We start from the raw sequence: 21,723 nt of genomic DNA, 5'->3' as shown, positions 1-21,723 counted from the left end.
GTCATGACACACCGGCCGACGTGCGTCAGAGATCCTCCGGCAGAACCGGTTTCTCGAGGAACCCGTCGATCGCCTCGCGGGTCGGGAACACCGTGACCCCAGGCCCCGAGAACAGGTGCACCAGCGAGTAGGCGATGTCCCGCACCGGGATGTTCGCCAGGTTCGAGGCCTGCCGCAGCAGGTCGAACGCGGCCTCCTCGTCGATGCCGTAGACCACCATGAGCACGCCCTTGGCCTGCTCGATGACCGCCCGTCGCTCGGCAGAGGCCTGGATGGAGGCCGTCGCGTCACGTGCCGCCGCCTCGCGGTGCGACTCGGTGACGTCGATGAAGTACCCGAACAGCTCGGTCACCCGGCCTGTCGCGGGGTCGCGCCGCCCCTGGCCCGTGACGGCCAGCGTGCGGGTCTTGCCATGGGCGTCACGGATGCGGTGCACCGAGCTGAACGGCTGCCCGGTCTCTGCGGCCCGGCGCAGCAGGCCGTCGACCCGCGCCCGGTCGTCAGGGTGCTTGTGGGAGAGCATGAGCGGCGTCGTCGGCACGATCTGGCCAGGCTCGAAACCGTGCATCACGTACACCTCGTCGGACCACGCCCACTGGCCGGTCGCCAGCTCCAACCGGTACCGGCCGACGGGCGGGCGGGCGCCCCCTGCGAGTACTTGCTCCAGCGTCTCATCGAGCGGGGGCTCGCTGGGAGTCGTTGGGGAGGTCACGACACTCCTTCCAGAACACAGGTACGCAGAACCGGTGCTCCGAGGGTACGGGATCTGCGACCCCTCAGCGCACGGGCGAGCGCGTCCTGGTCGCCCGTGACCGCGTCCTACGTCTCGGGGACGGTGCTCGGCGTGACAGGCGGCGAGCCGGTGTTCTGACCGGGTTCCAGGACCTCGACGGTGCCGCGTTCGCCGTCCACCCGGAGCCGGTCACCGGTACGCAGCCGCATGGTCGCGTTGCCGCACCCGACCACGGCCGGGATGCCCAGCTCGCGCGCGACGATCGCGGCGTGCGAGAGGGGCGCTCCGACGTCGGTCACGACGGCCGCCGCACGCGGGAAGAGCGGCGTCCAGCCGACGTTGGTGACCGACGTGACCAGCACCTCACCGGGCCGCAGCGCGTCGCCGTCGTCCACCGTGCGCACCACCCGGGCGAGCCCTTCGACGACGCCCGCGGCGCCGGGAAAGCCCCGGACCTGGTCGTCGGGCGCGGCCTCCTGGCCGTGCTCGTCGAACACGTCGGTCCGTCGTGCCGGGTCGGCCGCCCACCGGACCGGGTCGAACCGGCCCCGGATCACCACCGGATACGCGGGCAGGCCGCGGTACTGCTCGTAGGTCGCCCGGCGGACCGTCACGCGTCCCCGGATTGCCGAGGCCCCCGGCGTCCCCTGCCCTGCCGCGGGGTCGAGCACGCCGAGCAGCTCGTCGATGGTCAGGAAGAAGACGTCGTCGCCGAGGCCGGTGAGCTCGCCGGCGCGCACCGCGAAGGTCCGCAGCGCCCAGAACGTGCGTACCACCTCGGACCTGGCACGCTCCCGGTCCCGCGCGGTGCGGGCCCAGCGGTCGAGCTTTCCGCGGATGGCACGCGCCGTGCGCGGCGAGCGGGCCTCCAGCCGTTCCCACGCCTCCGCGCGAGCGCGCTCCTGCCTGGCGAGCAGCGCGTCGACGTCGGTCCCGGCCGCGGCGCCGAGCTGACGGGCGAGCCAGTCCGGGTCCTCTGCGGGACGGGGGACCGAGACCTCGAACTCGTCGGCGCACCGGTGCCCGTAGCGAGCCACGTACGTCTCCTCGTCGAGCTCCCCGAGCGCCACCTTGCGCAGCCCGACGAGCGTCTCCATGCTGGCCAGCCCCTGTGGGCCGGCGGACAGGCCCGACGCGAGGAGCTCGGTGTCCGCGTCACCGACGAGCTGCCTCAGGTCGCGGCGCAGCGTGAGCAGGCCGGTGCCGCCTCGCCGGCCCGCGCCGCGCAGCACCCGCGACGACTCGACCAGGTGCGGGCAGAGCTCCGCGCGCCAGAACGCCGCCAGGCGGCCGGTGTCGTCCACCGCGGCAGTGCGGTTCCGCAGCTGGATTCCCCGCTGCTCGGCCGTGCGGAGGAACCCCTCGACCGCCCGGACGTCCCGCACCAGCGAGCCGGCGTTGCGCGCGACCATGGGTAGCAGCCGCCGCATCAGCTCCCTGCGGCCCAGGGGAACCACCGGGATCTCCACCTGGCCGGGCGGTCGCCCGAAGACCTCCTGGTGTGCGGCGTCGACGGTCTTCTGGATCCCGAGCGCGCGAGCGACGGTCTCGGTGGCGCTGAGGTTCATGTAGAACCGGCCACCGATGTTGCCGTGCCCGGGGAACCCGAGGCCGGTGTCCGCCATCGCGTTGTCCATGAAGATCTGCACGAGGGTCCAGGTCAGCGGTGTCATCACGCTCGGCAGCGCCTCGCCGAGGTTCGCGTTCGTCCACAGGTAGTCCCCGAGCAGGCTGTCGTTCCACACCTCTGTGAGCGGCTGTCTGCCCGCGGCGCCCGTGACGGGCCGCGCCTGGAGGACGAACGGCCGGCCGTGGCTCACCGCCCACTCGACGTCCACCGGGGCCTCGTACAGCTCCTCGATGCGGACGCCGGTCGCGGCGAGGTGGGCGGCCTGCGCGTCGGTGAGTGACGGGCGACGCCGCAGCTCGGCGGGAACCGGCTCGTTCCGGGTCCCGTCGTCGGTCCGCACCGTGCGCACCTCCTTGGTGCTCACCGTGGCCCGGACGGCGTCGCCCACGCGGGCCACCAGGAAGGTGTCAGGGTTGACCTGACCGCCGACGACCGCCTCCCCCAGCCCCCACGCCGCGTTGATCACCACCCAGTCGCGCGAGCCGGTCATCGGGTCGACGGTGAACAGGATCCCCGCGGCGTCGGCGAGGACCATCTGCTGCACCACTACCGCGAGGCTCACCTCGTCGGCGGGGATGCCGTGCCTGGCGCGGTAGCCGATGGCGCGCGCCGTCCACAGGGAGGCCCAGCAGTCCCGGACCGCGCGCAGCAGCGCCTCCTCGCCGCGGATGTTGAGGTACGTGTCCTGCTGGCCCGCGAACGACATGCCCGGCAGGTCCTCCGCGGTCGCCGAGGAGCGCACGGCGACGGCCGGGTCGCTCGCGCCCAGGCGGCTCAGGGCCGCGGTGCGCAGGCTCGAGTACCCGGCACGGACGGCGTCGGCCACCTCCGTCGGGATCGCAAGGTCCGCGAACACCTCGGCGACACGGGCCGCTGCGGCCCCGTGGGTCTCGGGCCGGTCAGGGTCCACCTGCGCCGCGGCCTCGACGATCGCCCGCTGCGGGGCGCCCGCCACCGCCGCACGGTAGGCGTGGGTGGTGATGTGGAAGCCTTCGGGAACCGGCAGGCCGGCCGCGGCCAGGCGTGCCAGGGACGAGCCCTTGCCACCGGTCGTCGCGAGGTCGGTGGCCGCGGGATCCGCCAGGTCGAGCGCGAACGGCTGCGGGACATCAGTGCGCACGAGGTCGCCCTTCGTCGGGAGCGAGATCGCCACCGAGCGACTCCCGCAGCTTGGCCCGCGCGATCTCGTGCACCCGGTCCACGTACTCGCGGGTAGCGGTGGCCCCCGCCGCGAGCGCCGCGTCCGACGGCGTCCGCCCTGTCGCGACGACGCGCGCGACGGTATCGCCGAGCAGCTCGCCCTCCCGGTCGTCGGACACTCGCAGGCCCGGGGGCAGGAGCCGCGCGGAGGCGAGCGAGCCGCACAGGATGGTGGAGAGCACGGTCAGGTGGTCCTCTGCCGAGAGGTCGTCGCGCACCATGCCGTGCTCACGGAGCGTGGCGAGGTAGGTCCGGAACGACTCGATCGCCTGGGGTGCGGCACGTCCGCTCTGCTTGCGCTGCAGGAGCTTGCCGAGCACCTCGGAGTCCTGCGCCAGAACCGCCCGGAGCAGGGGACGGCGGTGGATCTGACGCACGAGATGAGCGAACAACCCCGGCAGGGTCGCGCTCGCCGGGTCGGCGTGGAGCTCAGAACGTACGGCGTCGACCATCTCCGCCCGGTCCCACCGCAGGAGTGCGGCGAACAGGTCCTCGCGGCTGCTCCAGTGCAGGTAGATGGTCCCCTTGGCGACACCGGCGCGCCGGGCGACGTCGTCGATGGTGGTCTTGTCGTAGCCCCAGCGGAGGACGAGGTCCCTCGCGGCCTCCAGGATCCGTTGCGCACGCTCGGTACGGCGGTGCGTGCTCCCATGGCGTCGGGTGGCGGCTGCGGTGGTCACTCTCGCCTCCTCGGGCTGCCTCCGTGAATGTGTGACCAGATTCGTCTATCTGGTCATGATTGGAGGCTAGCCTCGCGTACCGGAGCCGGTCAACCGTGGAGCGACAGCAAAAGGTCCGCCTCCACCAGGCCCTTCGCATGCTCTCTCGCGAGAACGCATGCCGGACGGCTTGGTGGAGGCGGACCCTTTCGTTCGACGGGCTAGTTGACCGTGACGGCCACCGTCGCCTGCGACGACGCCTGCAGGGTGGTGCCCGCGTACTTCGCGATCCACGTGCCAGAGGTGCTCGTCAGGGCCGTCGTCGAGTACGTCCCGTTCGCGCCGGTGACGACGGTCTTCACGAGGGTCGCCCCCGCCGATCCTGCCGGGTCGAAGTACAGACCCACCGACGTGTTGGGCGCCGGCTTGTCCGCGGCGCCGCCGCCGCTCACGAGCTGCACCTTGCGCACCTCACCGCTGAGCGTGATGGTCTTCGGTCCGGTGAACGACGTGTCCGAGGCCGCGAGGGTGGTGGTGCTCGCCCGCTTCACCACGATGGTCGTGACGGTGTCGTCCTGGACCAGGACGTCGTGCGTGCAGTTGCTGATGCCGCTGGCCGCGTCGTTCGCGTCCCAGTCCGGTGCGGAACAGGCCTTCATCGCGTCCCGGATGCCGATGTCGTAGATGCCGGCAGGCAGGGTCGGGTTGAAGACGAACGTCACGGCGCTCGTGCCGACACCGGCGTGCGTCATCTCGCGCTCGACGCGGTACCCGTTGGGGAAGCTGCCCTCACCACGACGGCTGTCGGCGCTGACGAAGCCCGACTTGCCGCCGACGGTGAAGCCGAGGCTGCCGACGTCGACCCGCCGCTGCACAGGGGCCAGGCCGACGACGACGTCGTGCGTCATCAGGTGGTCACCCGCGGTGTGGCCGTTCTGGGTAGCGGTGACCTGACCCTGGCGCAGCGTCGTGGTGCGCTCCCGCTCCGAGTAGGTGATCGTCCACACCGTCTTCGCGCCCGCATCGGTCATCGGCATCTCGGCCCGCCACTTGCCGGACCCGACCGGCTTCTGGCGCGTCGTGAAGAAGCCCCGCGAGTCGGTGGTGAGGGTGGCCCGCAGGGTCTCCGGTGCGTCGCCGGTCGGGTCGAAGTACACCTTGACCTCCTGACCGGTCGCCGGGTGGTAGTCGCCGGTTCCCAGGCTCCGCATGTTCGCGGCGCCCGAGACCGAGATCGTGGAGCCGGCGGGCGCGCTCGACGGGGACGTCCAGATCGCTGGAATGTTCCGCTGGGCCCGGAACGGCACCAGAGCCGGGTTCTCGGTGCGGATCGGCACGTTGACCACGCCGCTGGACGTGGTGACAGCGATCTCCGCCGCCACGCTGACCTGATAGATGCCCGACTTCGCGTCCGCGGACAGCGGCACCCTGGAGGTCCAGGTGTTCGCCGCGCTGGTGGCGGCGAACTGCGCGCCCACGAGGCTCCGGCCGTCCGGGTCGACCATCGTCATGCGCCCCGACCTCATCGCCGCGGACGTCCCGTTGTGCGTGATGCTGAGGGTCCCGAGGATGGAGCCCTGCACCTCCGAACCCGGCGGCAAGGAGATCTTGGCGGTGACGACGACGTCGGCCACCCGCATGGTCATGGACTGGCTCTGCCCTGCGGAAGGTCCGGGGGAAGCCGCACCGTCAGGTGTCACGGCCCCGCTCGATGCCGCGACGCCGGTCATCATCAGTGCCGCGCCGAGCGCCATGCTCAGCGGCACACGCATCTTGGTTCTCATCAGTCCACGCCCCTCATCCCGGGGACGCGGACGCGTCCCGCCCCAGCCGCATGTTCTCCCGGGTGAAACTTGAGGGCCACGGGAGACGGTGATGTGAGCGGGTGAAATTTCTTCATCCCCTCAGACGTACCCGACAGTTGCGACAATGAGGTCGTGGAAGCCGACGGACGCAAGGAAACACCGAACGAACGAGCTGATCGGAACTGGAACGAGCTGCTCCAGGAACTACGCGTGATGCAGACCGGCGTGCAGATCCTCACGGGGTTCCTGCTCACCCTTCCGTTCCAGCCGACGTTCGCCGAGCTCGACGACTACCAGCGCACGGTCTACCTGGCGCTGGTCGTGACCTCGGTGATCGCCACGGCGCTCATCGTGGCCCCGGTCAGCGTGCACCGGTCGCTGTTCCGCCAGCAGATGAAGCGCCACATCGTCACGCTGGCCGACCGTCTCACCCGGGTGGCGCTCGCCGTGCTCGCCCTCGTGATGACCGGCGCGAGCCTGCTGGTGTTCGACGTCGTCGTCGGGCGGACCGAGGGCATCGTCGTCGGCGCGAGCGTGCTCGTGGTGCTGGCGATCGTGTGGGTGGTGCTGCCGGAGGTGCTGCGCCGGCGCCAGTGACGCCCGCGGCGGCGCCGGGGACCTGGTCAGAGCGTCTTGTGCCAGGCGACTATCCGGTCCACCGCCCGGGTCACGGTGTCGAGCGACGATGCGAACGACAGCCGCACCCACTCGTGCCCGTGCACGCCGTCGAAGTCGGTGCCGGGCGTGATCGCCACGTCGGCCTCGGCGAGGAGCCGCGCGCAGTAGGTGACCGAGTCGAGGCCGAACTCGGCGACGTTGCCGTACAGGTAGAACGCGCCGTCGGCCGGTGCGACGGGTCGCCAGCCGAGCTCGCCCAGCCGCTCCAGGAGCAAGGTGCGCGACGCCGCGTACCGGGCCACGTTCTCCGCCGCGGCCTTGTACCCCTCGGGCGTGAACGCGGCGATACCGGCCTGCTGCGCGAGCGCGGGCGGTGAGAGCGCGACGTTGCCCGCGAGCGCGTCGACCGGACCGACCAGCTCGTCGGGCAGCACCAGCCAGCCGAGCCGCCAGCCGGTCATGGCCCAGTACTTCGAGAACGAGTTCACGACGATCGCGCCCTGGCCGACGAACGTCGCCGCCGTCGCCTGCGCGACCTCGTCCGAGTAGGCGATGCCGTGGTAGATCTCGTCGCTGATCAGCCGCACGTCGTGGTCGGCGCACCACTCGGCGATCGCGGCCAGCTCGGCCGGCGTGATCATCGTGCCCGTCGGGTTCGCGGGCGATGCGACCATGACGCCGTCGAGGCCCCCGCCGTAGTAGGCCTCGTTGAGCTGCGACACCGTGGGCTGGTAGCGGGTCTCTGGGCCGCAGTCGAGCTCCACGACCTCGCAGCCCAGTGCCGAGAGGATGTTCTTGTAGGCCGGGTATCCGGGCCGGGCGAGGGCCACCCGGTCACCGACGTCGAACGACGCGAGGAACGCGAGCACGAACCCGCCGCTCGAACCCGTGGTGACGGCGATCCGCGCGGGGTCGAGGTCGACGTCGTACCAGCGCTTGTAGTGGCCGGCGATCTCAGCGCGCAGGGCCGGGACGCCCATCGCCTCGGTGTAGCCGAGTGTGCCGTCCTTGAGGATCGCGATGGCGCGGTCGCGTACGACGTCGGACGCGCCGGTCGACGGCTCCCCCGCGCAGAGGTTGAGCACGTCGGCCCCGGTGGCACGCCGCGCGTTCGCGGCGGCGAGCACCTCCATGACGGCGAACGGGGGCACGTGAGACCGGTGAGAGACCTTCATGCGGCCATCATCGCCCATCACCAGCGCACGCGGCCGTACGTCATGGTCGCGGCACCGTCGTCGAACGCGGTCCAGACGATGCGGTCACCGTGGACCCCCACCGTCCCCTGCTCGCGGGCGAGCTGGAACACGCTTGGCGCACCGCCCCGGCTGACGAGCGCGTAGGCGGCGCCGTCCACCGTGGACCACACGACGGTCTCGCCGGACAGGTCGACGGCGGTGACAGCTGAGGCGCCACGCAGCTGGACGGCGGTGCGTGTAGCGACGTCCACCACGGTGAGCAGGTCGCCTCGGGCGAACACCAGCCGGCCGTCGGCGTAACCGACCGCGGTCACCGGTTCGAACCCGAGCTGCGGGGTCCCCACCGACAGGAGCGTCGTCTCCGCGTCGTCCGGGCTCGAGACCAGTGCGAACACGGTCGAGCCGCCGTCGCCCGCCCCGATACCCGGCCCTCCTTCGCCCTCCCGGTAGGCAAGCACAACGCCGTCCGGTGACGAGCCCAGAACACACACACGTCTCCGGACGTCCGTCCGGGTCGTCAGGGATCCCGCGAGGCCCGCCACGTGCAGGGTCCGGGTGCACACGGGCGTCGCGACGTTCAGCGCGGTGGTCCACCCGATCACGTCGTCCGCGAGCGCCACCTGACCGGCCTCGGCAACGGTCAGCACCGTCGAGTCGCTGACGGTCTTCACGCTGCCGTCGGCGTCCAGCATCCTCAGCGCCCACGGCAACGTCCCGGAGATCTGGGTGTTCGTCGTCTCGAACCAGGCCGCTCGATCTCCCTGCCGCACGAGGCCGATCCCGTACGACCAGTGATCGTCGACCCGTGCCGTGCGAGCGACCGGCGTGACCTCCCACCACCCTTTGCTCGGGATCTGCGCAACCAGCACGGACGGTCCCGTGAAGCGGTCGCCGTCGAACAAGAGCCCCTGGTCGGACCAGTCCAGCACGCTCTCGTGGGGCCCCAGCGTGCCGGCGTCGGCGTCGACCTGGAGGGTGCCCAGGACCAGCCGGTGGTCGACGATCACGTCGACGCAGGACTCGACAGCGTGCGCGTCCGCGAGGTCGATCACCTCGACGACGGTGACGTCGCCCAGCGCCACAGAGGTCGCCTCGCCCGGCGTCGTGGGCGCGTCGTCGTCGGGACGGGTGCAGACAGCCGTGTCCGCGTGATCAGACGACAGGCCGGCCAGCCCCCGGTGATCCAGACCGAGCACCGTGCGCAGCCAGTCACTCCCCGGCAGCACCACCGGACCGACGCCGGGAACACGGACCGGGCCGGCCAGCATCAGGCCGAGCACCACCACGAGCACGCTCGCGACGGCGACCGCACCCTGGGCCGCCCTCCGGCGCCGGGCCGCCACCTGTGCCTGGCGAAGGACCTGCTGACCGTCCGCACGGAACTCCGGCACTGCCTCGATCGCGGATGCGGTCAGGAGGGACCGCATCCGCGCCAGGCCGCGCGCATTGGTGGACTTCACCGTTCCGAGCGAGATGCCGAGCTCGTCGGCGACCCGGACCTCGGGCAGGTCGAGCAGGTGCCGCATCACCACGACACGACGCTGGCGAGCGGGAAGCGTGCGCAAGGCCCGGCCCAGCTCGTCCCGCACCGCGACGTCGGACGCATGATCCGGTGCCGGCGAGAGCGGGACGACTCCGTCGCCGGTCACCGATGACCGTCGCTCCTTGCGCCAGCCGTCGATCCGCAGGTTCATCAGGATGCGGCGCGCGTACGCGCGAGGCTCTCCCGTGCGTGCCTTCGACCAGGCGCGGTAGGTCCGCTCGAAGGTGGCCTGGACCAGCTCCTCCGCCTGGAGGGCGTCGCCGCAGAGCAGGTGCGCCGTCCGGTACAGGTACGGGCCCGCCTCCCCCACGAAGGCCACGAACTCCGCGTCCCGGTCCTCGGTGACCTGGACCTGGGCACGCTCCGGGTCGACGACTGGCTGCTCGGCAGTTTCCGCTTTCATGCCACCCACCACGGGCGAGGGGATACGAAGGTTGCTCGGCTCGGCCGGTGGCTCACCTGTCGATCATGCCGCAGTCGCCGTGACGACCCTTCCAGGCCGCTTGTGAAAGTTGTAACATGCTGTCATGGCGCCGGGATCGCGCAATGACGCAGACAACGACCCGCTCCGCAGGGTCGCGCAGTACCGCGTGGACCGGGAGGCCGGTGGTGCCGAGGAACCGGCAGGCTCCCCCGGCACCACCGACCCGGACGAGCGTGATGAGGCCAAGAAGTCGCCCGGCAGCATGACCGTCGAGGAACGCTCGCGCTACGTCGACACGGTGGTCGACCAGGCGATGCGCCGCGGGGAGTTCGACAACCTGCCTCTGCAGGGCAAGCCGATCCCCGGCCTGACCGGGACGCACGACCCCGACTGGTGGATCAAGGGCCTGATCGAGCGGGAGAACATCACGGGGGTCCTGCCGTCTGCCCAGCTGCGCAAGGACGACGCCGAGCTGGACGGCAGGCTGGACCTCGAGGCGATGGAGGCCCGGGTCCGGGAGATCGTCACGGACTTCAACGCGCGTGTCATCGACGCCCGGCGTCAGCTCCAGGGCGGGCCGCCCGTCGTCACGCCCACCCGGGACGTGGACGAGGAGGTCGCGCGGTGGCGGGACCGGCGCATGGCGCGGCGGACGGCCGCGTCCGGTCCACCGCCGGCTTCGCGACGCGATCCGACGACGTCGGAGGGTCGCCCGTGGTGGAGGTTCTGGTGACCGACCCGCTACCGGTCAGAAGCCGTACGCGGTCACGATGACCACCGCGGTCACCAGCCAGTAGGGCACGGAACCGGCCACGAAGCCCAGCCCTGCCGCCACTGCCATGCGCCCCCGGCGAGCGCCGAACCTGCCGAACAGGGCTCCGGCGGCCATGGCGAGACAGCCCACGATCGTCACCCCCTCGGCAGCTCCCTGCGAGATGAGCATCCCGAGGACCAGCGCAGCGATCCCGACGGCGGTCTCGCTGCGAACGAGATACGGCCCGCCCCGGCGAGCCCGGGGGTGGGTCTCCTGGTGCGTTGTCATGGCGCATCGCCCCTCGTGCCCGACGGCGGTGTATGGGCACCTGTCCTCCAGGATCCCACCATGGCTCCTGGTTCGCCAGATGCGGCCGGAACCGAACGAACAGGCGGCCTCGGCGTCAGTGCGGGGTGGCCACGTAGCCGCGGAACCAGCGCCGCGTCTGGCGCCAGACCTGGTCACGTACGGGCGCCGCGGAGAGGGTCACGTCGTGCAGGCCGCCGGCGATGCGGACGAGGGTGGTGAGGGAGCCGACGTCGGGCACCCGGCGGGCGATCCCCACCACGTCCAGGACCGAGTCCGTGCTCTTCATGTCCTCGCTCCACCGCGTCGGGATGGTGCTGCGCGTGCTGAGCAGCACCAGGACCGGCACCTCGATGCCGAGCCCACGCGCCACCTGGTCCTGGCCGCGGAAGATCGCCGCGAGCCAGGCCGGGGTGGCGCGCCAGCCGGCGTCGGGACGCCAGGCGACGTCGTACTCCCACTCCCCGTCGAACCGTGCGGAGATGGAGCGGGCGTACAGGCCGCGGTCCAGGTTGACGAGCTGGCTGCGCGGTACGAGCGCGGACTGCACCCGGATGCCGGGCTCCATGATCTTGCGCACCGCCTCGCGGGGCTGGAACTCCAGCCAGGGCGAGTTCAGCACGAGCCCGGCCACGCGCTCCTGGTTGTGCGCCGTCCACAGGCTGACCGTGAGGCCCCCGGTGGAGTGGCCCATGAGTACCAGCTTGCGCTCGGGCGCCGCGTCCCGGCCGTGCCCCATGGCGGTGAGCGCGGCCTCGATGTCCTCGTCATAGGTGGTCAGGCTGCGCACGTAGCCGGGGGTCTGGCCCTCGCGCAGGCTCCGCCCATAACGTCGCAGGTCAAGGGCATGAAACCGGACCCCGAGCGACTCCCAGAAGTCCGCGAGATGGGTCTGGAAGAAGTAGTCGAGCCAGCCGTGCACGTACAGCACGTCCACGCCGGCGTCGGGCACGGCGGCCTGTCGCTCGTCGGCGGCCGCTGAGGGCGCTTCGGGGTGTGTGCGTCCCGCGCCGCCCAGGTGGAGCCTCCGCCCCAGCTCGGACAGCTCGTCCCAGAGGCGCGCCACCTGCGGGTTGTCGGCGCCCACCCGGCGGATGCCCCGACGGTGCTCGTCCCCGTGCCCGTCCCCCGATGACTCCGACGCCGCCGGCGGGATGCGACGCACCAGCGTCGCCACGACCTCGGGCTCGTCCTCGTCAGGCTGCAGGGGCAACGTCAGGCGTTCGAAGCCCGGCAGCACGTCCGGCTCCCACGCCTGCTCGGGCGTCGTTCCGTCTTCCACACCCAGGGAGAGGCTCGTCATCTGACCGACGGTAATCGCAGGTGCGCCCACTCCGTCGGATAGTCGTCGAGCCACGCCTCGAGCGACCGTGCCTCCCGCCCCGCCAGGTGCCTGACGTCAAGGCTCACCGTCGCGAGGACGCCCGCCTCGATCGCCTGGCACTGCGAGATCCAGTCCTCCACCTCGCCGGCCGTCGACCGGTAGAACAGGGCACGCGCCTGGTCCACGGTCTGCGGCGCGTACCGGATCGCCCGGCCCGCGGCGCCCGACAGCACCGCGGCCACCTCGTCGAGGCGCAGCGCCTCAGGGCCCGTCACGTGGTAGATCCGGCCCGCGTGGCGGTTCCGGTCCTCGTCGAGAAGGACCGCGGTGGCGACGTCGGCCACGTCGTCGTGCGACACGGAGGCGACCCGGCCCTCTCCCGCCGGCGCCCGGAGCACCGTGTCCCGCGTCGATCCGTACGACTCGTCGTAGACCGCGAGGGTGAGAGTGCGGTGGAACATGGCGATCCGCAGCATCGTCCACCTGAGGTCCGTGCCGCGCAGGTACTCCTCGGTGAGCCAGTCGTCACGGGCGGCCGACGAGATGGCGTCCGGCCCCGCGCCCACGGAAGACACGTAGACCACGTGCCGCACCCCGGCGAGCACCGCCGCGTCGATCGCCGCGCGGTGCTTGCCGACCCGCCACGGACGCTCCTTGCCAGGCACCAGGAAGACCGCGTAGGCGCCGGCGAACGCGCTGGTCAGCGCCCTGTAATCGACGTCGGGCGGCACGGCGACGACCTCGGCCTCCGGCAACGGGGCGCCGTCGGGCAGGTGGGGCGCCGTACCCTCGCCGCTGACCAGCAGGCGCTGCCGCCCACCCGCCGCTGCCACGCGGAAGGCAAGCCTGGAACCCAGGCGGCCGTCGGCCCCGGTAAGGACCACCAGCCGGTCGGACGACGCGGAGGTCATCTCCTCACCGTAATCGGCAGACAGTCACCGGGCCGGGCGTGGTGGGGTGAAACGTCCGCCGGTCACGCGCCGGAGGACACACCGAGCTCCGCCCGGACGAAGTCGACGACGCCGTCCGCGGCCGCCTCGATCTGGGCGAGACAGACCTCGAAGTCGTGCGGACCGCCGTACCAGGGGTCGGCGATGTCGAGCTCGTTCTCGGGGAGCCCGTGGGCCGCCGGGTCGAACGAGCGGTACATCCGGATCACGGGGTCGCGCTGCCCGGCGAGATCCCGCAGGTCGCGCGCATGCCGGGTGGTCATGGCGAGCACCAGGTCCCGCGATGCGACGTCGGCGGCGGTCACCTGGCGCGCGTGGTGTCCGGCACCGGTGAGGTAGCCGTGCTCGGCCAGGACCGCGCGGGCCCGCCGGTCCACCGGGTTGCCGCGCTCCTCGTCGCTCACGCCGGAGGAGTCGACGACCACGGAGTCACCGAGGCCCGCGGCCTCGAAACGATCACGGAGCACGATCTCGGCCATCGGGGACCGGCAGATGTTTCCCGTGCAGACAGTCATCACGCGGTAGGCAGTCACGCGAGCATTCTCCCCGGCCGGAGGCGTGGGAAAGCCCGCGGGGTGACTTGCGTCAGCCGTGCTGGACGAGGGCACGGCACCCGCGGGCTCCGGTGGTCGCGAGAAATTCGCCACCTTGTCCCGTTGCGCCTGGCAGATCAGGAAGGCCCCGTGCTGAGCCACCCGACCGGCGTCGGCGCGAAACGCTTGCGCGTCACGCGACTAGCGCGCGACCACCTCATGGGTCCGATGTGAAATCACTGCTCGGATCACCTCCTTTTCTCATGTGCCCACGAACTTACGCCTCGGGGCGGCGGCCGCCCAGGTTTTTTCCTCGCGGCGAAATCCGGCGCGAGATCGATAGCCTCGAGCATCCGTCGGAGCGACGACTTTTGGGGCGCCGATCCGTCTGCCCTGTATGACGACCAGCACCGTCGACTCCTTCGCGACGTCGGCAGACGGCACCCGCATCGCGTACGACCTGACCGGACCCACCCCCGGTCTGGCGCCCGCGATAGTGGTGGTCGACGGTGTGCTCGCCCACCGCCTGCCCGTCACGCTCGCCGTGGCGTCCGCACTGGGCGACCGGGCGACGACGCTGCGCTATGACCGCCGCGGGCGCGGCGGGAGCGGGGACACACCCCCGTACAGCGTGGACCGGGAGATCGACGACATCGCCGCCCTGCTGGAGGTCACGGGCCCGGCCGCGCTGCTCGGCATCTCCACCGGCGCGTTCCTCGCACTGCGCGCGGCCGCCGACCTGGGGGCCGGCGTCACGAGCGTGCTCTGCTACGAGCCGACGTACGACATCGCGAGCGGCGAGCCGCCCACCGATCCCCGGATGATCGCCGGGGTCGAGATCTGCGTCGAGGTGGGTGACCCCGGCAGCGCCGTCGAGCTGTTCCTCGACGTGGTCGGCCTGCCGTGCGGACTCCTGCCGCGCATGCGGGAGTCACCCTCATGGGCCGGCCTCGAGGCGATCGCCCCGACCATCGCCTACGACGGCCGGATACTCGCGGGCGTCACCCTGGGCCACCGGGCCCTCATGGGCCGGTGGCACCAGATCACCCAGCGGGTCCTCGTGGCCGACGGCACCGCGAGCGCCGCGTCCGTCAAGCGCGCCGCGGAGTCGCTGGCGGCGGTGCTGCCGGCGGCACGTCGGGTCACCCTGCCCGGGCACGGGACGGACGTGCCACCGGAGGCGATGGCGGAGGCGGTGTCGAGCCTGCTCAGAACGGCCGGCGCGCCGTGACCAGGATGCGCGGGGCCTCGTCCACGAGCTGGTTGCCCGTCGCGAAGTGCATGTGCAGCGCGCGCAGTCCTGCCTCGTGCCGCGCGACGGCCGAAGGGCCGAGGCCCGCGAGGTCCGGGACCTGCCATGCCGCGCTCCGCAGGTACCAGAGCACGGAGGACAGGTCGGTGAACGTGCGGGTGCCGGGGTACTCCTTGGCCTCGACGATCTCCAGCCCGGAGGCGACGAGCCCGTCGGAGATCACGTCGACGGTGACGGCGTCCGGGTCCCAGCCGAGCGGCACGCCGAGTGCCCGGTTGAGGACGATGCCGTCGCGCGTGTCCACCTGCTCGGTGAGGAACGTACCGCCGGGCTCCAGCACGCGACCTACCTCGTCGGGGTCGATGGTGCTGAACCGGCTGAGCACCACGCTGTACTGGCCGTCGAAGAACGGCAGCAGCATGTCGCCGTTCCAGGACGGCTCCGCGCGGCGTACGTCGACGCCGAGCGGTTCCAGGCGGCGGCGGGCGGTGAGGAAGGCCGGGCCGGTCTCCGTGGCGGCCGAACCCCTCGGGAGCGGGCCGAGGCCCGCGAAGAAGTCGCCGTTGCCGGTGCCGATGTCGAGCGCGGCACCCCGGGACCTGAGCACGACCTCACGAGCGAGGGCGGGGTAGTCCCACTCCGGTGCGTCGATCGTGAGACGGTCGCCGACGGGGGTGTCTGCAAGCCCGTCGGTGAACAGCGCCGCGGGGGTCGAAGGAGTCGCAGGGGCGTTGCGCGCCCATTCGATGTGGTCCTCGAACGGCGCGTCCGGCGCCGGAGCTGGGGCGATCGAGACGTCAAGCATGGTGGAGATTGTGACGCAAAGTGGGACCAAGGGGCTAACACTGGCGTAAACCCGACCGGAGGAGTCGATCTGATGGTGGAGCCGTTGCCTGAAAACCAGTTTTCACCTGGGGATACATCGGCCGCGCTGCGCGTGGTCGGGCTCATGTCCGGCACGTCCCACGACGCGGTGGACGCCGCCGCGTGCGAGCTCCGGCTCGCCGGCGACACGCTGGTGGTCACGCCGCTCGGGCACCTCTCGGTGCCCTACCCGCCGGCCCTCCGGGCCGAGCTCGTGGCGGCGCTTCCGCCGGCCCGCACCACGCTGGAGACCGTGTGCAGGCTGGACACAGGGATCGGGCAGGCCTTCGCCGACGTCGCAGCGCGCGCCGTCGCCGACCTCTGCGCCGGTCGTGCCGACCTTGTCGTGTCGCACGGGCAGACCGTCTTCCATTGGACGCACGACGACGGTGGCGTGCTCGGCACCCTGCAGATCGGCGAGGCCGCCTGGATCGCCGAGGCGACCGGGCTGCCTGTGGTCTCGGGCCTCCGTACACGCGACGTCGCAGCGGGCGGGCAGGGCGCTCCCCTTGTCGGCTTGTTCGATGCGCTGTGGCTGGCGGGCCGCCCGGGTTCCCCGGTCGCGCTCAACCTGGGCGGCATAGCCAACGTGACGGTGGTGTCCCCGACTCCCCCGCCGGTCGAGCCAGTCGAGACCCACACCTTCGACACCGGCCCGGCCTGCGCCCTGCTCGATGCCGCAACACGACACGTCACGAACGGCCGCCTCTCCTTCGACGTCGACGGCGCGCTCGCCGCCCGCGGACAGGTGCTTCCCGATCTCCTCGCGCGGCTGCTCGACGAGCCCTACTACGCGCGCCCTGCGCCGAAGTCGACGGGCAAGGAGCTGTTCCACCTGGACTACCTGCTGGCTCGCCTCGGCCCCACACCGCCGACGCCGGAGGACCTGCTCGCCACCCTCGTCACGCTCACCGCCCGCACCGTGGCGGACGCCGTCCGGCACACCGCCACCGAGGTCGTCGCCTCGGGCGGAGGCACCCGCAACCCGGTTCTGATGGCCGCGCTCCGGGCGGAGCTGCCCGGCGTCGCCGTCCGGACGTCCGACGAGCTGGGCGTCCCGAGCCAGGCCAAGGAGGCGCTGGCGTTCGCGGTGCTGGGCTGGCACACCTGGCACGGCCTGCCCGGCGTGCTTCCCGGCGCTACGGGTGCGCGGCAGCCGAGCGTGCTGGGTTCGGTGACGCCGGGCGCGGACGGGCGCTTCCCGCCGGGCCGGGCCGTCGTCGGCGGGCCGCCCACGCGGCTGGAGATCTCCCGACCGGCCTGAGCCGCCCTCGAACCTGCCGACACCACCGGACATGACTGCGCGACGCCGGGTGAAAGAAGTGCGAGACGCCCGATTTGGGCGATATCGCAGCCGGGTGACCGAATAGAGTCACTCGACTTGTCGTTCCGCGCATGGTCCATGCGCCTCTTCTGCTGGAGCGCCCGATGCCGACCTCAGACTTTCGGCGGTTCCTTCCCTCGGCTCGACGGGCTTGTGCGTCGGTGGCGGCCTCCGGGCTGGTGCTCGGGCTCGCCACCACGACCGCCGGTGCCGCGCCCGCCCAGACCGCGCCGGCGAGCTCGGTAGCCGCTGCGGCCACCGAGTTCCTCGACCCGGCCTTTATCCAGGAGGGCACGGCGAGCGCACACGGTGGGCAGCTCGTCCTATGGGGTGATACCCGGCAGGCGTACAACGCAGCACCGGACTTCCCTGCCGCGCTGCCGGACGGGGTACTGGCCGTCGGGATGTCGACGAGCTACAGCACACTCCTCGTCCTTCGGAGCGACGGACTGGTCGACACCTACGGACAGGACCGGGTGGATGGTCCGAATCTCCCAGCGCCACCTGCAGGAACTGAGTACACCGCGGTGTCCGCTGAGGCTGGAAGGCTTCTCAGATCCGACGGCGTCGTCGTGACCACGTCTGGCCAGGCAGCGATGACGCCGCCGGCGGGCATGACGTACACGGCCATCTCCGGCTCCTACGCCGTACGTTCCGACGGGATGCTCGCCCCCACCGAAGGGCCGGCTGCTACGTGCCCGGAACTGCACGACCCGGGCTCCGGCCTGCGCTACACGGCGGTGTCTGCGGAGACGAGCGTCTACACCTGGGCTGCGCTGCGGAGCGACGGCGCGCTCGTGTACTGCGAGGAACTGATTGAGGGTTCCAGGTCCACGGTCGTCGAGCCGCCCGCCGGAACGACGTTCATCGGCGTGGACCTGGGCCGTGGCGAGGCCCTCGGTGCTACAGCCGACGGGCAAGTGGTCTCGTCGACGGGTGAACACCGAGCTGCCGCACCTGCCGGCCGGTCGATCGTGTCGCTTTCCGCCATGCATGACGAGCAGGGAGCCGCCGTGCTCGATGACGGCTCGATCCTTAGCTGGGGCCTCGACGGGCAGGCGGCCGATGCGCCGCAGGTGCCGGCCGACCGGGCAGTGTTTTCGGCGGTCAGCGATGACGACGGGTACCACTCCCACTGGGCGATCATGGTCGGCGATCCGGTCCCGATCGAGGTGACCGTGGAGCCAACGCTCCCAGCCGATCGCCCGTTACGGGTGACGGATGTCGTCCGGCTCGACGTGACTGCCACGCTCTCGGACGGAACCGCTGCCCCTGGCCAGGTGAGCACGAATGTGCAGGCCCCCGACGGACAGATACAGGTGCTCGCGCCCGAGCCCGCTTCGACCGGTACTGCCGAGCTGAGGCTGTGGAACCGGCATCACGAGCAGGTCGGCACCCACACGGCCGATGTCACGTTTTCCGGCTCGCCCTACGTGACGACAGTCGTCGAGACCCCGCTCGACTTCATCGGACCCAGCCCGGTCGCGCTTGTCACCTCAGGCCCGACGACCTGGCACCAGGGCGCTCCAAACACGCTCTGCTTCACGCTTGCCACTGACGACGGATCCCCTCTCTGGTGGACGAGAGACGGGCAGGCCATCGTCCGCGTGGATGGCGATCCCGACCAGGTCTACGAGGTGATCGAGCCCTCCTCGCCGGGTTCGTCGTCCACATGTGCGCGGTCCCTCGGGCTCCGACCGGGGACTTACACGGCCCACTTCGAATACGAGGGCTGGGGCGAGGCCGACTCGGCGTCGTGGACCGGTCAGGTTGTCGTATTGGCACCCGCGGTGACCCGGGTCGAGAGTGACCTACCGACGTCATGGCGCTACGGAGAGATGCCTGACGTCGTCTGGGCCGACGTGACATCCAACGGTGCCGTTCCGATCGGGAGCGCCTACCTCGAGGTTGACAACCTGCGTTTCGGCTCTGGTGCCCAGCTCGACGCGGCCGGGCGCGGCCGGCTCTGGATCGGGAGTTCGGCAGAACTTATTCCGGGCACCTACCTGATGGCCGTGGCGTACCAGGGCGGCTCAGGCTTCCGAGCGTCGCGCCTGGAACGGACGGTCACCGTCGAGCCCGGCGTCTTCACGACGACGACGCCGACGATCACCGGAACCGCGAAGGTCGGCTCGACGCTGACCGCGGTACCAGGCACCTGGTCGCCCACACCCACCAACTACCGCTACGTGTGGAAGATCGACGGCGTGGCCGTCACGGGCGCGACGTCGAGCACGTTCACCGTCCCGGCGTCAGCAGCGGGCAAGAGGATCACGGCGACGGTCACCGGCCTCAAGCAGTACTACGAGTCGTCAGCTACCAGCGGCCCCACGGCCACCATCGCACCCGGGACCTTCACGGCTCCGCAGCCGACCATCGGCGGTGTGCGGCAGGTCGGCAAGACGTTGACGGTGAACCGCGGGACGTGGGCCCCCACGCCGTCGTCGGTGACGTACGTGTGGAAGGCGAACGGGGCGACGATCTCGACCCGGACGACAAGCACGTTCGTCGTCCCGGCGTCCGCACTGGGCAAGCGGCTGACGGTCACGGTCACCGGGTCGCGAGCCGGCTACACGACGAAGTCGGTGGCGAGCGGTCAGACGGCGGCCATCGCTCCGGGGACGTTCACCGCCCCGCGCCCGACGATCTCCGGGACGACGCGGGTCGGTTCGACGCTGACGGTCACCCGTGGCACGTGGTCGCCCGCACCGTCGTCGGTCAACTACGTGTGGAAAGCGGACGGCGCGTACCTCGAGACGCGGAGGGACAACCGCTTCGTCATCCCGTCGCGGGCACGGGGCAAGCACCTGACGGTCACGGTCGTCGGTTCCCGGGCCGGTTACACGACGAAGTCGGTGGCGAGCTACCGGACGGCCGCGATCCGCTGATCGGCGGGCGTCACCGCCACGAATCTCCCGTCCGGATCGCCCCGGGCGGGAGATTCGGTCGTTCATGACGAACCGGCCCGGGGAGAAGTGCCCATGTCGGACGCCCGAAACAGCCCGGTCCGGACATGACGAAGGCCCCGACTCGATGAGCCGGGGCCTTTCGTAACAACGTGCGCGAGGGGGGAGTTGAACCCCCACGCCCTTTCGGGCACACGGACCTGAACCGTGCGCGTCTGCCTATTCCGCCACTCGCGCGCTGATGGATGAGAGGCTAGCACGGCACGGACGTCGTCTCCGAATCCAATAACCGTGAAGTGGTTCACGTCCTGCCGCAGGTCCGGTAGCGTGCGGATCCGCCCACGCCTCTCTTCACCGCGCCGCCTAAGGGAAGATCGGAGAAGATCCGCAGGACATCCACAGTAATGGAGTCTGCGGGGACCTACCGGTCTATACGATCTAGGTAGTCTGCCCGGCGCAGACCCGGAAGGAGGTGGCATGGGCGCCCTGGACCGCTTCGAGAAGAGCGTGGAGCGCATGATGAACAACGCGTTCGCCAAGGTGGGACGTGGCGAGGTGAAGCCCGTCGAACTGGCGAGCAGGCTTCGTCGCGAGCTGGACGACCGTGCCGCGGTCGTCGGACGTGACCGTACCGTTGCCCCGAACGAGTTCACCATCGAGCTCGCACCCGACGACTTCGCCCAGATCGAGGCGTGGGGCGCACAGACCCTCGCCGACGAGCTCGCGTCGAACATCACGGCGTACGCCGCGACGCAGCACTATGCGTTCGTCGGCCCCGTCAGCGTGACGTTCGACGAGCAGTACGAGCTGGTACCCGGCCGCTTCACCGTGCGGTCGCGCAGCGTGCAGGGAAGCGTCGCCCCGGCGACGTCCGGCGCACCTACCGGCCGGCACCCGCTGATCGACATCGATGGTCAGCGGTACCTGCTCACCGGACCGGTGACCGTCATCGGGCGTGACGCCGAGGCGGACATCGTCGTGGACGACCCGGGAGTCTCCCGCCGTCACCTCGAGATCCGCGTGACGCCGGACGGCGTCGTCGCGACCGACATGGGCTCGACGAACGGCCTGTACGTCGAGGGCCACCAGGTCCCGGCGGCGACCCTGCTCGATGGCAACACCATGACCATCGGCCGTACCCGCATCATGTTCTGGACCGGCAGTGCTTCCGGTGCAGACAACGAGGACTGGTGAAGAACCCGACATGAGCGAGCTGACGTTCACCCTGCTCCGGCTGGGCTACCTCGTGCTGCTGTGGGTGTTCGTGCTCTCCGCCGTCGCCGTGCTCCGGCGCGACCTGGCCGGACCACGTACGCCGAGCGGCCGACGGCGCCGGCCGGAGCTCGCGGGGCCGGCCCCGACGCCGACCCCGGCCGGTGGCGCGCCCCGCGCTCCTCAGCGCGGCGGTCCTTCGCGGCTCGTCGTGGTGGCAGGCCCGCTCACGGGGACCACCATCCCGCTCACCTCGTCCGGCGTGCTGATCGGACGCGCGCCGAGCTGCACGCTCGTGCTCGACGACGACTACTCGTCGTCCCGTCACGCACGGATCTTCCCCCAGGGCGGCCAGTGGTTCGTGGAGGACCTCGGCTCCACGAACGGCACGTACATCGGCGAGGAGCGGGTGCAGGGTGTCCTGCCGCTCGCCCCCGGTGTGGGTGTGCAGATCGGACAGTCCGTCGTCGAGCTCCAGGGATGACCATCA

General features: G+C 71.2%; 18 protein-coding genes and 1 tRNA gene. 7 read left to right on the top strand and 12 right to left on the bottom strand.

The annotated features are described in order from the left end of the window. Nucleotides 1–25: 25 nt before the first annotated feature. From AB0I32_RS06725 to AB0I32_RS06710, 4 genes are all read right to left on the bottom strand, one after another. The gene (locus AB0I32_RS06725) at nucleotides 26–712 is read right to left on the bottom strand and encodes a PAS and ANTAR domain-containing protein (protein ID WP_357504131.1); all 687 of its coding nucleotides are present in this window, start codon (nucleotides 710–712) and stop codon (nucleotides 26–28) included. Between the two features lie 107 nt (nucleotides 713–819). Beyond that, the gene (locus AB0I32_RS06720; RefSeq protein WP_357504129.1) at nucleotides 820–3,516 is read right to left on the bottom strand and encodes a PEP/pyruvate-binding domain-containing protein; all 2,697 of its coding nucleotides are present in this window, start codon (nucleotides 3,514–3,516) and stop codon (nucleotides 820–822) included. After that, complete coding sequence (locus AB0I32_RS06715) at nucleotides 3,473–4,243, bottom strand: helix-turn-helix domain-containing protein (protein ID WP_357504127.1); 771 nt, start codon at nucleotides 4,241–4,243, stop codon at nucleotides 3,473–3,475. Before AB0I32_RS06715 ends, AB0I32_RS06720 begins: the two co-directional genes overlap by 44 nt. 200 nt (nucleotides 4,244–4,443) lie before the next feature. Further along, entirely contained in the window at nucleotides 4,444–6,006 is a 1,563-nt protein-coding gene (locus AB0I32_RS06710; RefSeq protein WP_357504125.1) for a hypothetical protein, read from the bottom strand. A gap of 153 nt (nucleotides 6,007–6,159) precedes the next feature. Between AB0I32_RS06710 and AB0I32_RS06705 the strand changes: the two genes are divergently transcribed. Beyond that, complete coding sequence (locus AB0I32_RS06705) at nucleotides 6,160–6,624, top strand: DUF6328 family protein (RefSeq protein ID WP_357504123.1); 465 nt, start codon at nucleotides 6,160–6,162, stop codon at nucleotides 6,622–6,624. A gap of 26 nt (nucleotides 6,625–6,650) precedes the next feature. On the opposite strand, the gene AB0I32_RS06700 is transcribed toward AB0I32_RS06705, so the two are convergent. Continuing rightward, nucleotides 6,651–7,820, bottom strand: coding sequence for an aminotransferase class I/II-fold pyridoxal phosphate-dependent enzyme (locus tag AB0I32_RS06700; protein ID WP_357504121.1), 1,170 nt, complete (start codon nucleotides 7,818–7,820; stop codon nucleotides 6,651–6,653). Between the two features lie 17 nt (nucleotides 7,821–7,837). Further along, nucleotides 7,838–9,787 carry a SigE family RNA polymerase sigma factor gene (locus AB0I32_RS06695; protein ID WP_357504119.1) on the bottom strand — a complete coding sequence of 650 codons (1,950 nt, stop codon included), beginning with the start codon at nucleotides 9,785–9,787 and terminating at the stop codon, nucleotides 7,838–7,840. 124 nt (nucleotides 9,788–9,911) lie between these two features. Here AB0I32_RS06695 and AB0I32_RS06690 point away from each other — a divergent pair, with 124 nt between their 5' ends. Then, entirely contained in the window at nucleotides 9,912–10,541 is a 630-nt protein-coding gene (locus AB0I32_RS06690; protein WP_357504117.1) for a DUF1992 domain-containing protein, read from the top strand. A gap of 15 nt (nucleotides 10,542–10,556) precedes the next feature. Here AB0I32_RS06690 and AB0I32_RS06685 read toward each other — a convergent pair whose 3' ends face one another. The 4 genes from AB0I32_RS06685 to AB0I32_RS06670 all read right to left on the bottom strand — a co-directional run bounded on the left by AB0I32_RS06685 (nucleotide 10,557) and on the right by AB0I32_RS06670 (nucleotide 13,657). Continuing rightward, nucleotides 10,557–10,850, bottom strand: coding sequence for a hypothetical protein (locus AB0I32_RS06685; protein WP_357504115.1), 294 nt, complete (start codon nucleotides 10,848–10,850; stop codon nucleotides 10,557–10,559). Between the two features lie 115 nt (nucleotides 10,851–10,965). Beyond that, nucleotides 10,966–12,171, bottom strand: coding sequence for an alpha/beta hydrolase (locus tag AB0I32_RS06680; RefSeq protein ID WP_357504113.1), 1,206 nt, complete (start codon nucleotides 12,169–12,171; stop codon nucleotides 10,966–10,968). Further along, nucleotides 12,168–13,103 carry an NAD(P)H-binding protein gene (locus AB0I32_RS06675; RefSeq protein ID WP_357504111.1) on the bottom strand — a complete coding sequence of 312 codons (936 nt, stop codon included), beginning with the start codon at nucleotides 13,101–13,103 and terminating at the stop codon, nucleotides 12,168–12,170. Before AB0I32_RS06675 ends, AB0I32_RS06680 begins: the two co-directional genes overlap by 4 nt. Nucleotides 13,104–13,165: 62 nt before the next feature. After that, nucleotides 13,166–13,657, bottom strand: a complete 492-nt coding sequence (locus AB0I32_RS06670) for a low molecular weight protein-tyrosine-phosphatase (protein ID WP_357504288.1) — start codon at nucleotides 13,655–13,657, stop codon at nucleotides 13,166–13,168. 415 nt (nucleotides 13,658–14,072) lie between these two features. On the opposite strand from AB0I32_RS06670, the gene AB0I32_RS06665 reads away from it, so the two are divergent. Then, on the top strand, nucleotides 14,073–14,906 hold the full coding sequence (locus AB0I32_RS06665; protein WP_357504109.1) for an alpha/beta hydrolase: 834 nt from the start codon (nucleotides 14,073–14,075) through the stop codon (nucleotides 14,904–14,906). Here the strand turns inward: AB0I32_RS06665 and AB0I32_RS06660 are convergent. After that, complete coding sequence (locus AB0I32_RS06660; protein ID WP_357504107.1) at nucleotides 14,884–15,732, bottom strand: class I SAM-dependent methyltransferase; 849 nt, start codon at nucleotides 15,730–15,732, stop codon at nucleotides 14,884–14,886. The genes AB0I32_RS06665 and AB0I32_RS06660 overlap by 23 nt on opposite strands. 72 nt (nucleotides 15,733–15,804) lie before the next feature. Here AB0I32_RS06660 and AB0I32_RS06655 point away from each other — a divergent pair, with 72 nt between their 5' ends. Both AB0I32_RS06655 and AB0I32_RS06650 read left to right on the top strand, forming a co-directional pair. Continuing rightward, nucleotides 15,805–17,055, top strand: a complete 1,251-nt coding sequence (locus AB0I32_RS06655; RefSeq protein WP_357504104.1) for an anhydro-N-acetylmuramic acid kinase — start codon at nucleotides 15,805–15,807, stop codon at nucleotides 17,053–17,055. Between the two features lie 221 nt (nucleotides 17,056–17,276). Then, on the top strand, nucleotides 17,277–20,003 hold the full coding sequence (locus AB0I32_RS06650; protein WP_357504102.1) for a hypothetical protein: 2,727 nt from the start codon (nucleotides 17,277–17,279) through the stop codon (nucleotides 20,001–20,003). A gap of 171 nt (nucleotides 20,004–20,174) precedes the next feature. Here AB0I32_RS06650 and AB0I32_RS06645 read toward each other — a convergent pair. Further along, nucleotides 20,175–20,258: transfer RNA gene (locus AB0I32_RS06645), tRNA-Leu, on the bottom strand. Nucleotides 20,259–20,498: 240 nt separating this feature from the next. On the opposite strand from AB0I32_RS06645, the gene AB0I32_RS06640 reads away from it, so the two are divergent. Both AB0I32_RS06640 and AB0I32_RS06635 read left to right on the top strand, forming a co-directional pair. Continuing rightward, on the top strand, nucleotides 20,499–21,215 hold the full coding sequence (locus tag AB0I32_RS06640) for a DUF3662 and FHA domain-containing protein (RefSeq protein WP_020017306.1): 717 nt from the start codon (nucleotides 20,499–20,501) through the stop codon (nucleotides 21,213–21,215). A gap of 10 nt (nucleotides 21,216–21,225) precedes the next feature. Next, nucleotides 21,226–21,717, top strand: a complete 492-nt coding sequence (locus AB0I32_RS06635; protein ID WP_357448197.1) for an FHA domain-containing protein — start codon at nucleotides 21,226–21,228, stop codon at nucleotides 21,715–21,717. The last annotated feature ends 6 nt before the right edge of the window (nucleotides 21,718–21,723 follow it).

The organism is Promicromonospora sp. NPDC050249 (assembly GCF_040656015.1).
Taxonomy (GTDB): Bacteria; Actinomycetota; Actinomycetes; order Actinomycetales; family Cellulomonadaceae; genus Promicromonospora.
Note: the sequence above shows the minus strand (reverse complement) of the source record. Positions and strands in the feature narration are given on the sequence as shown.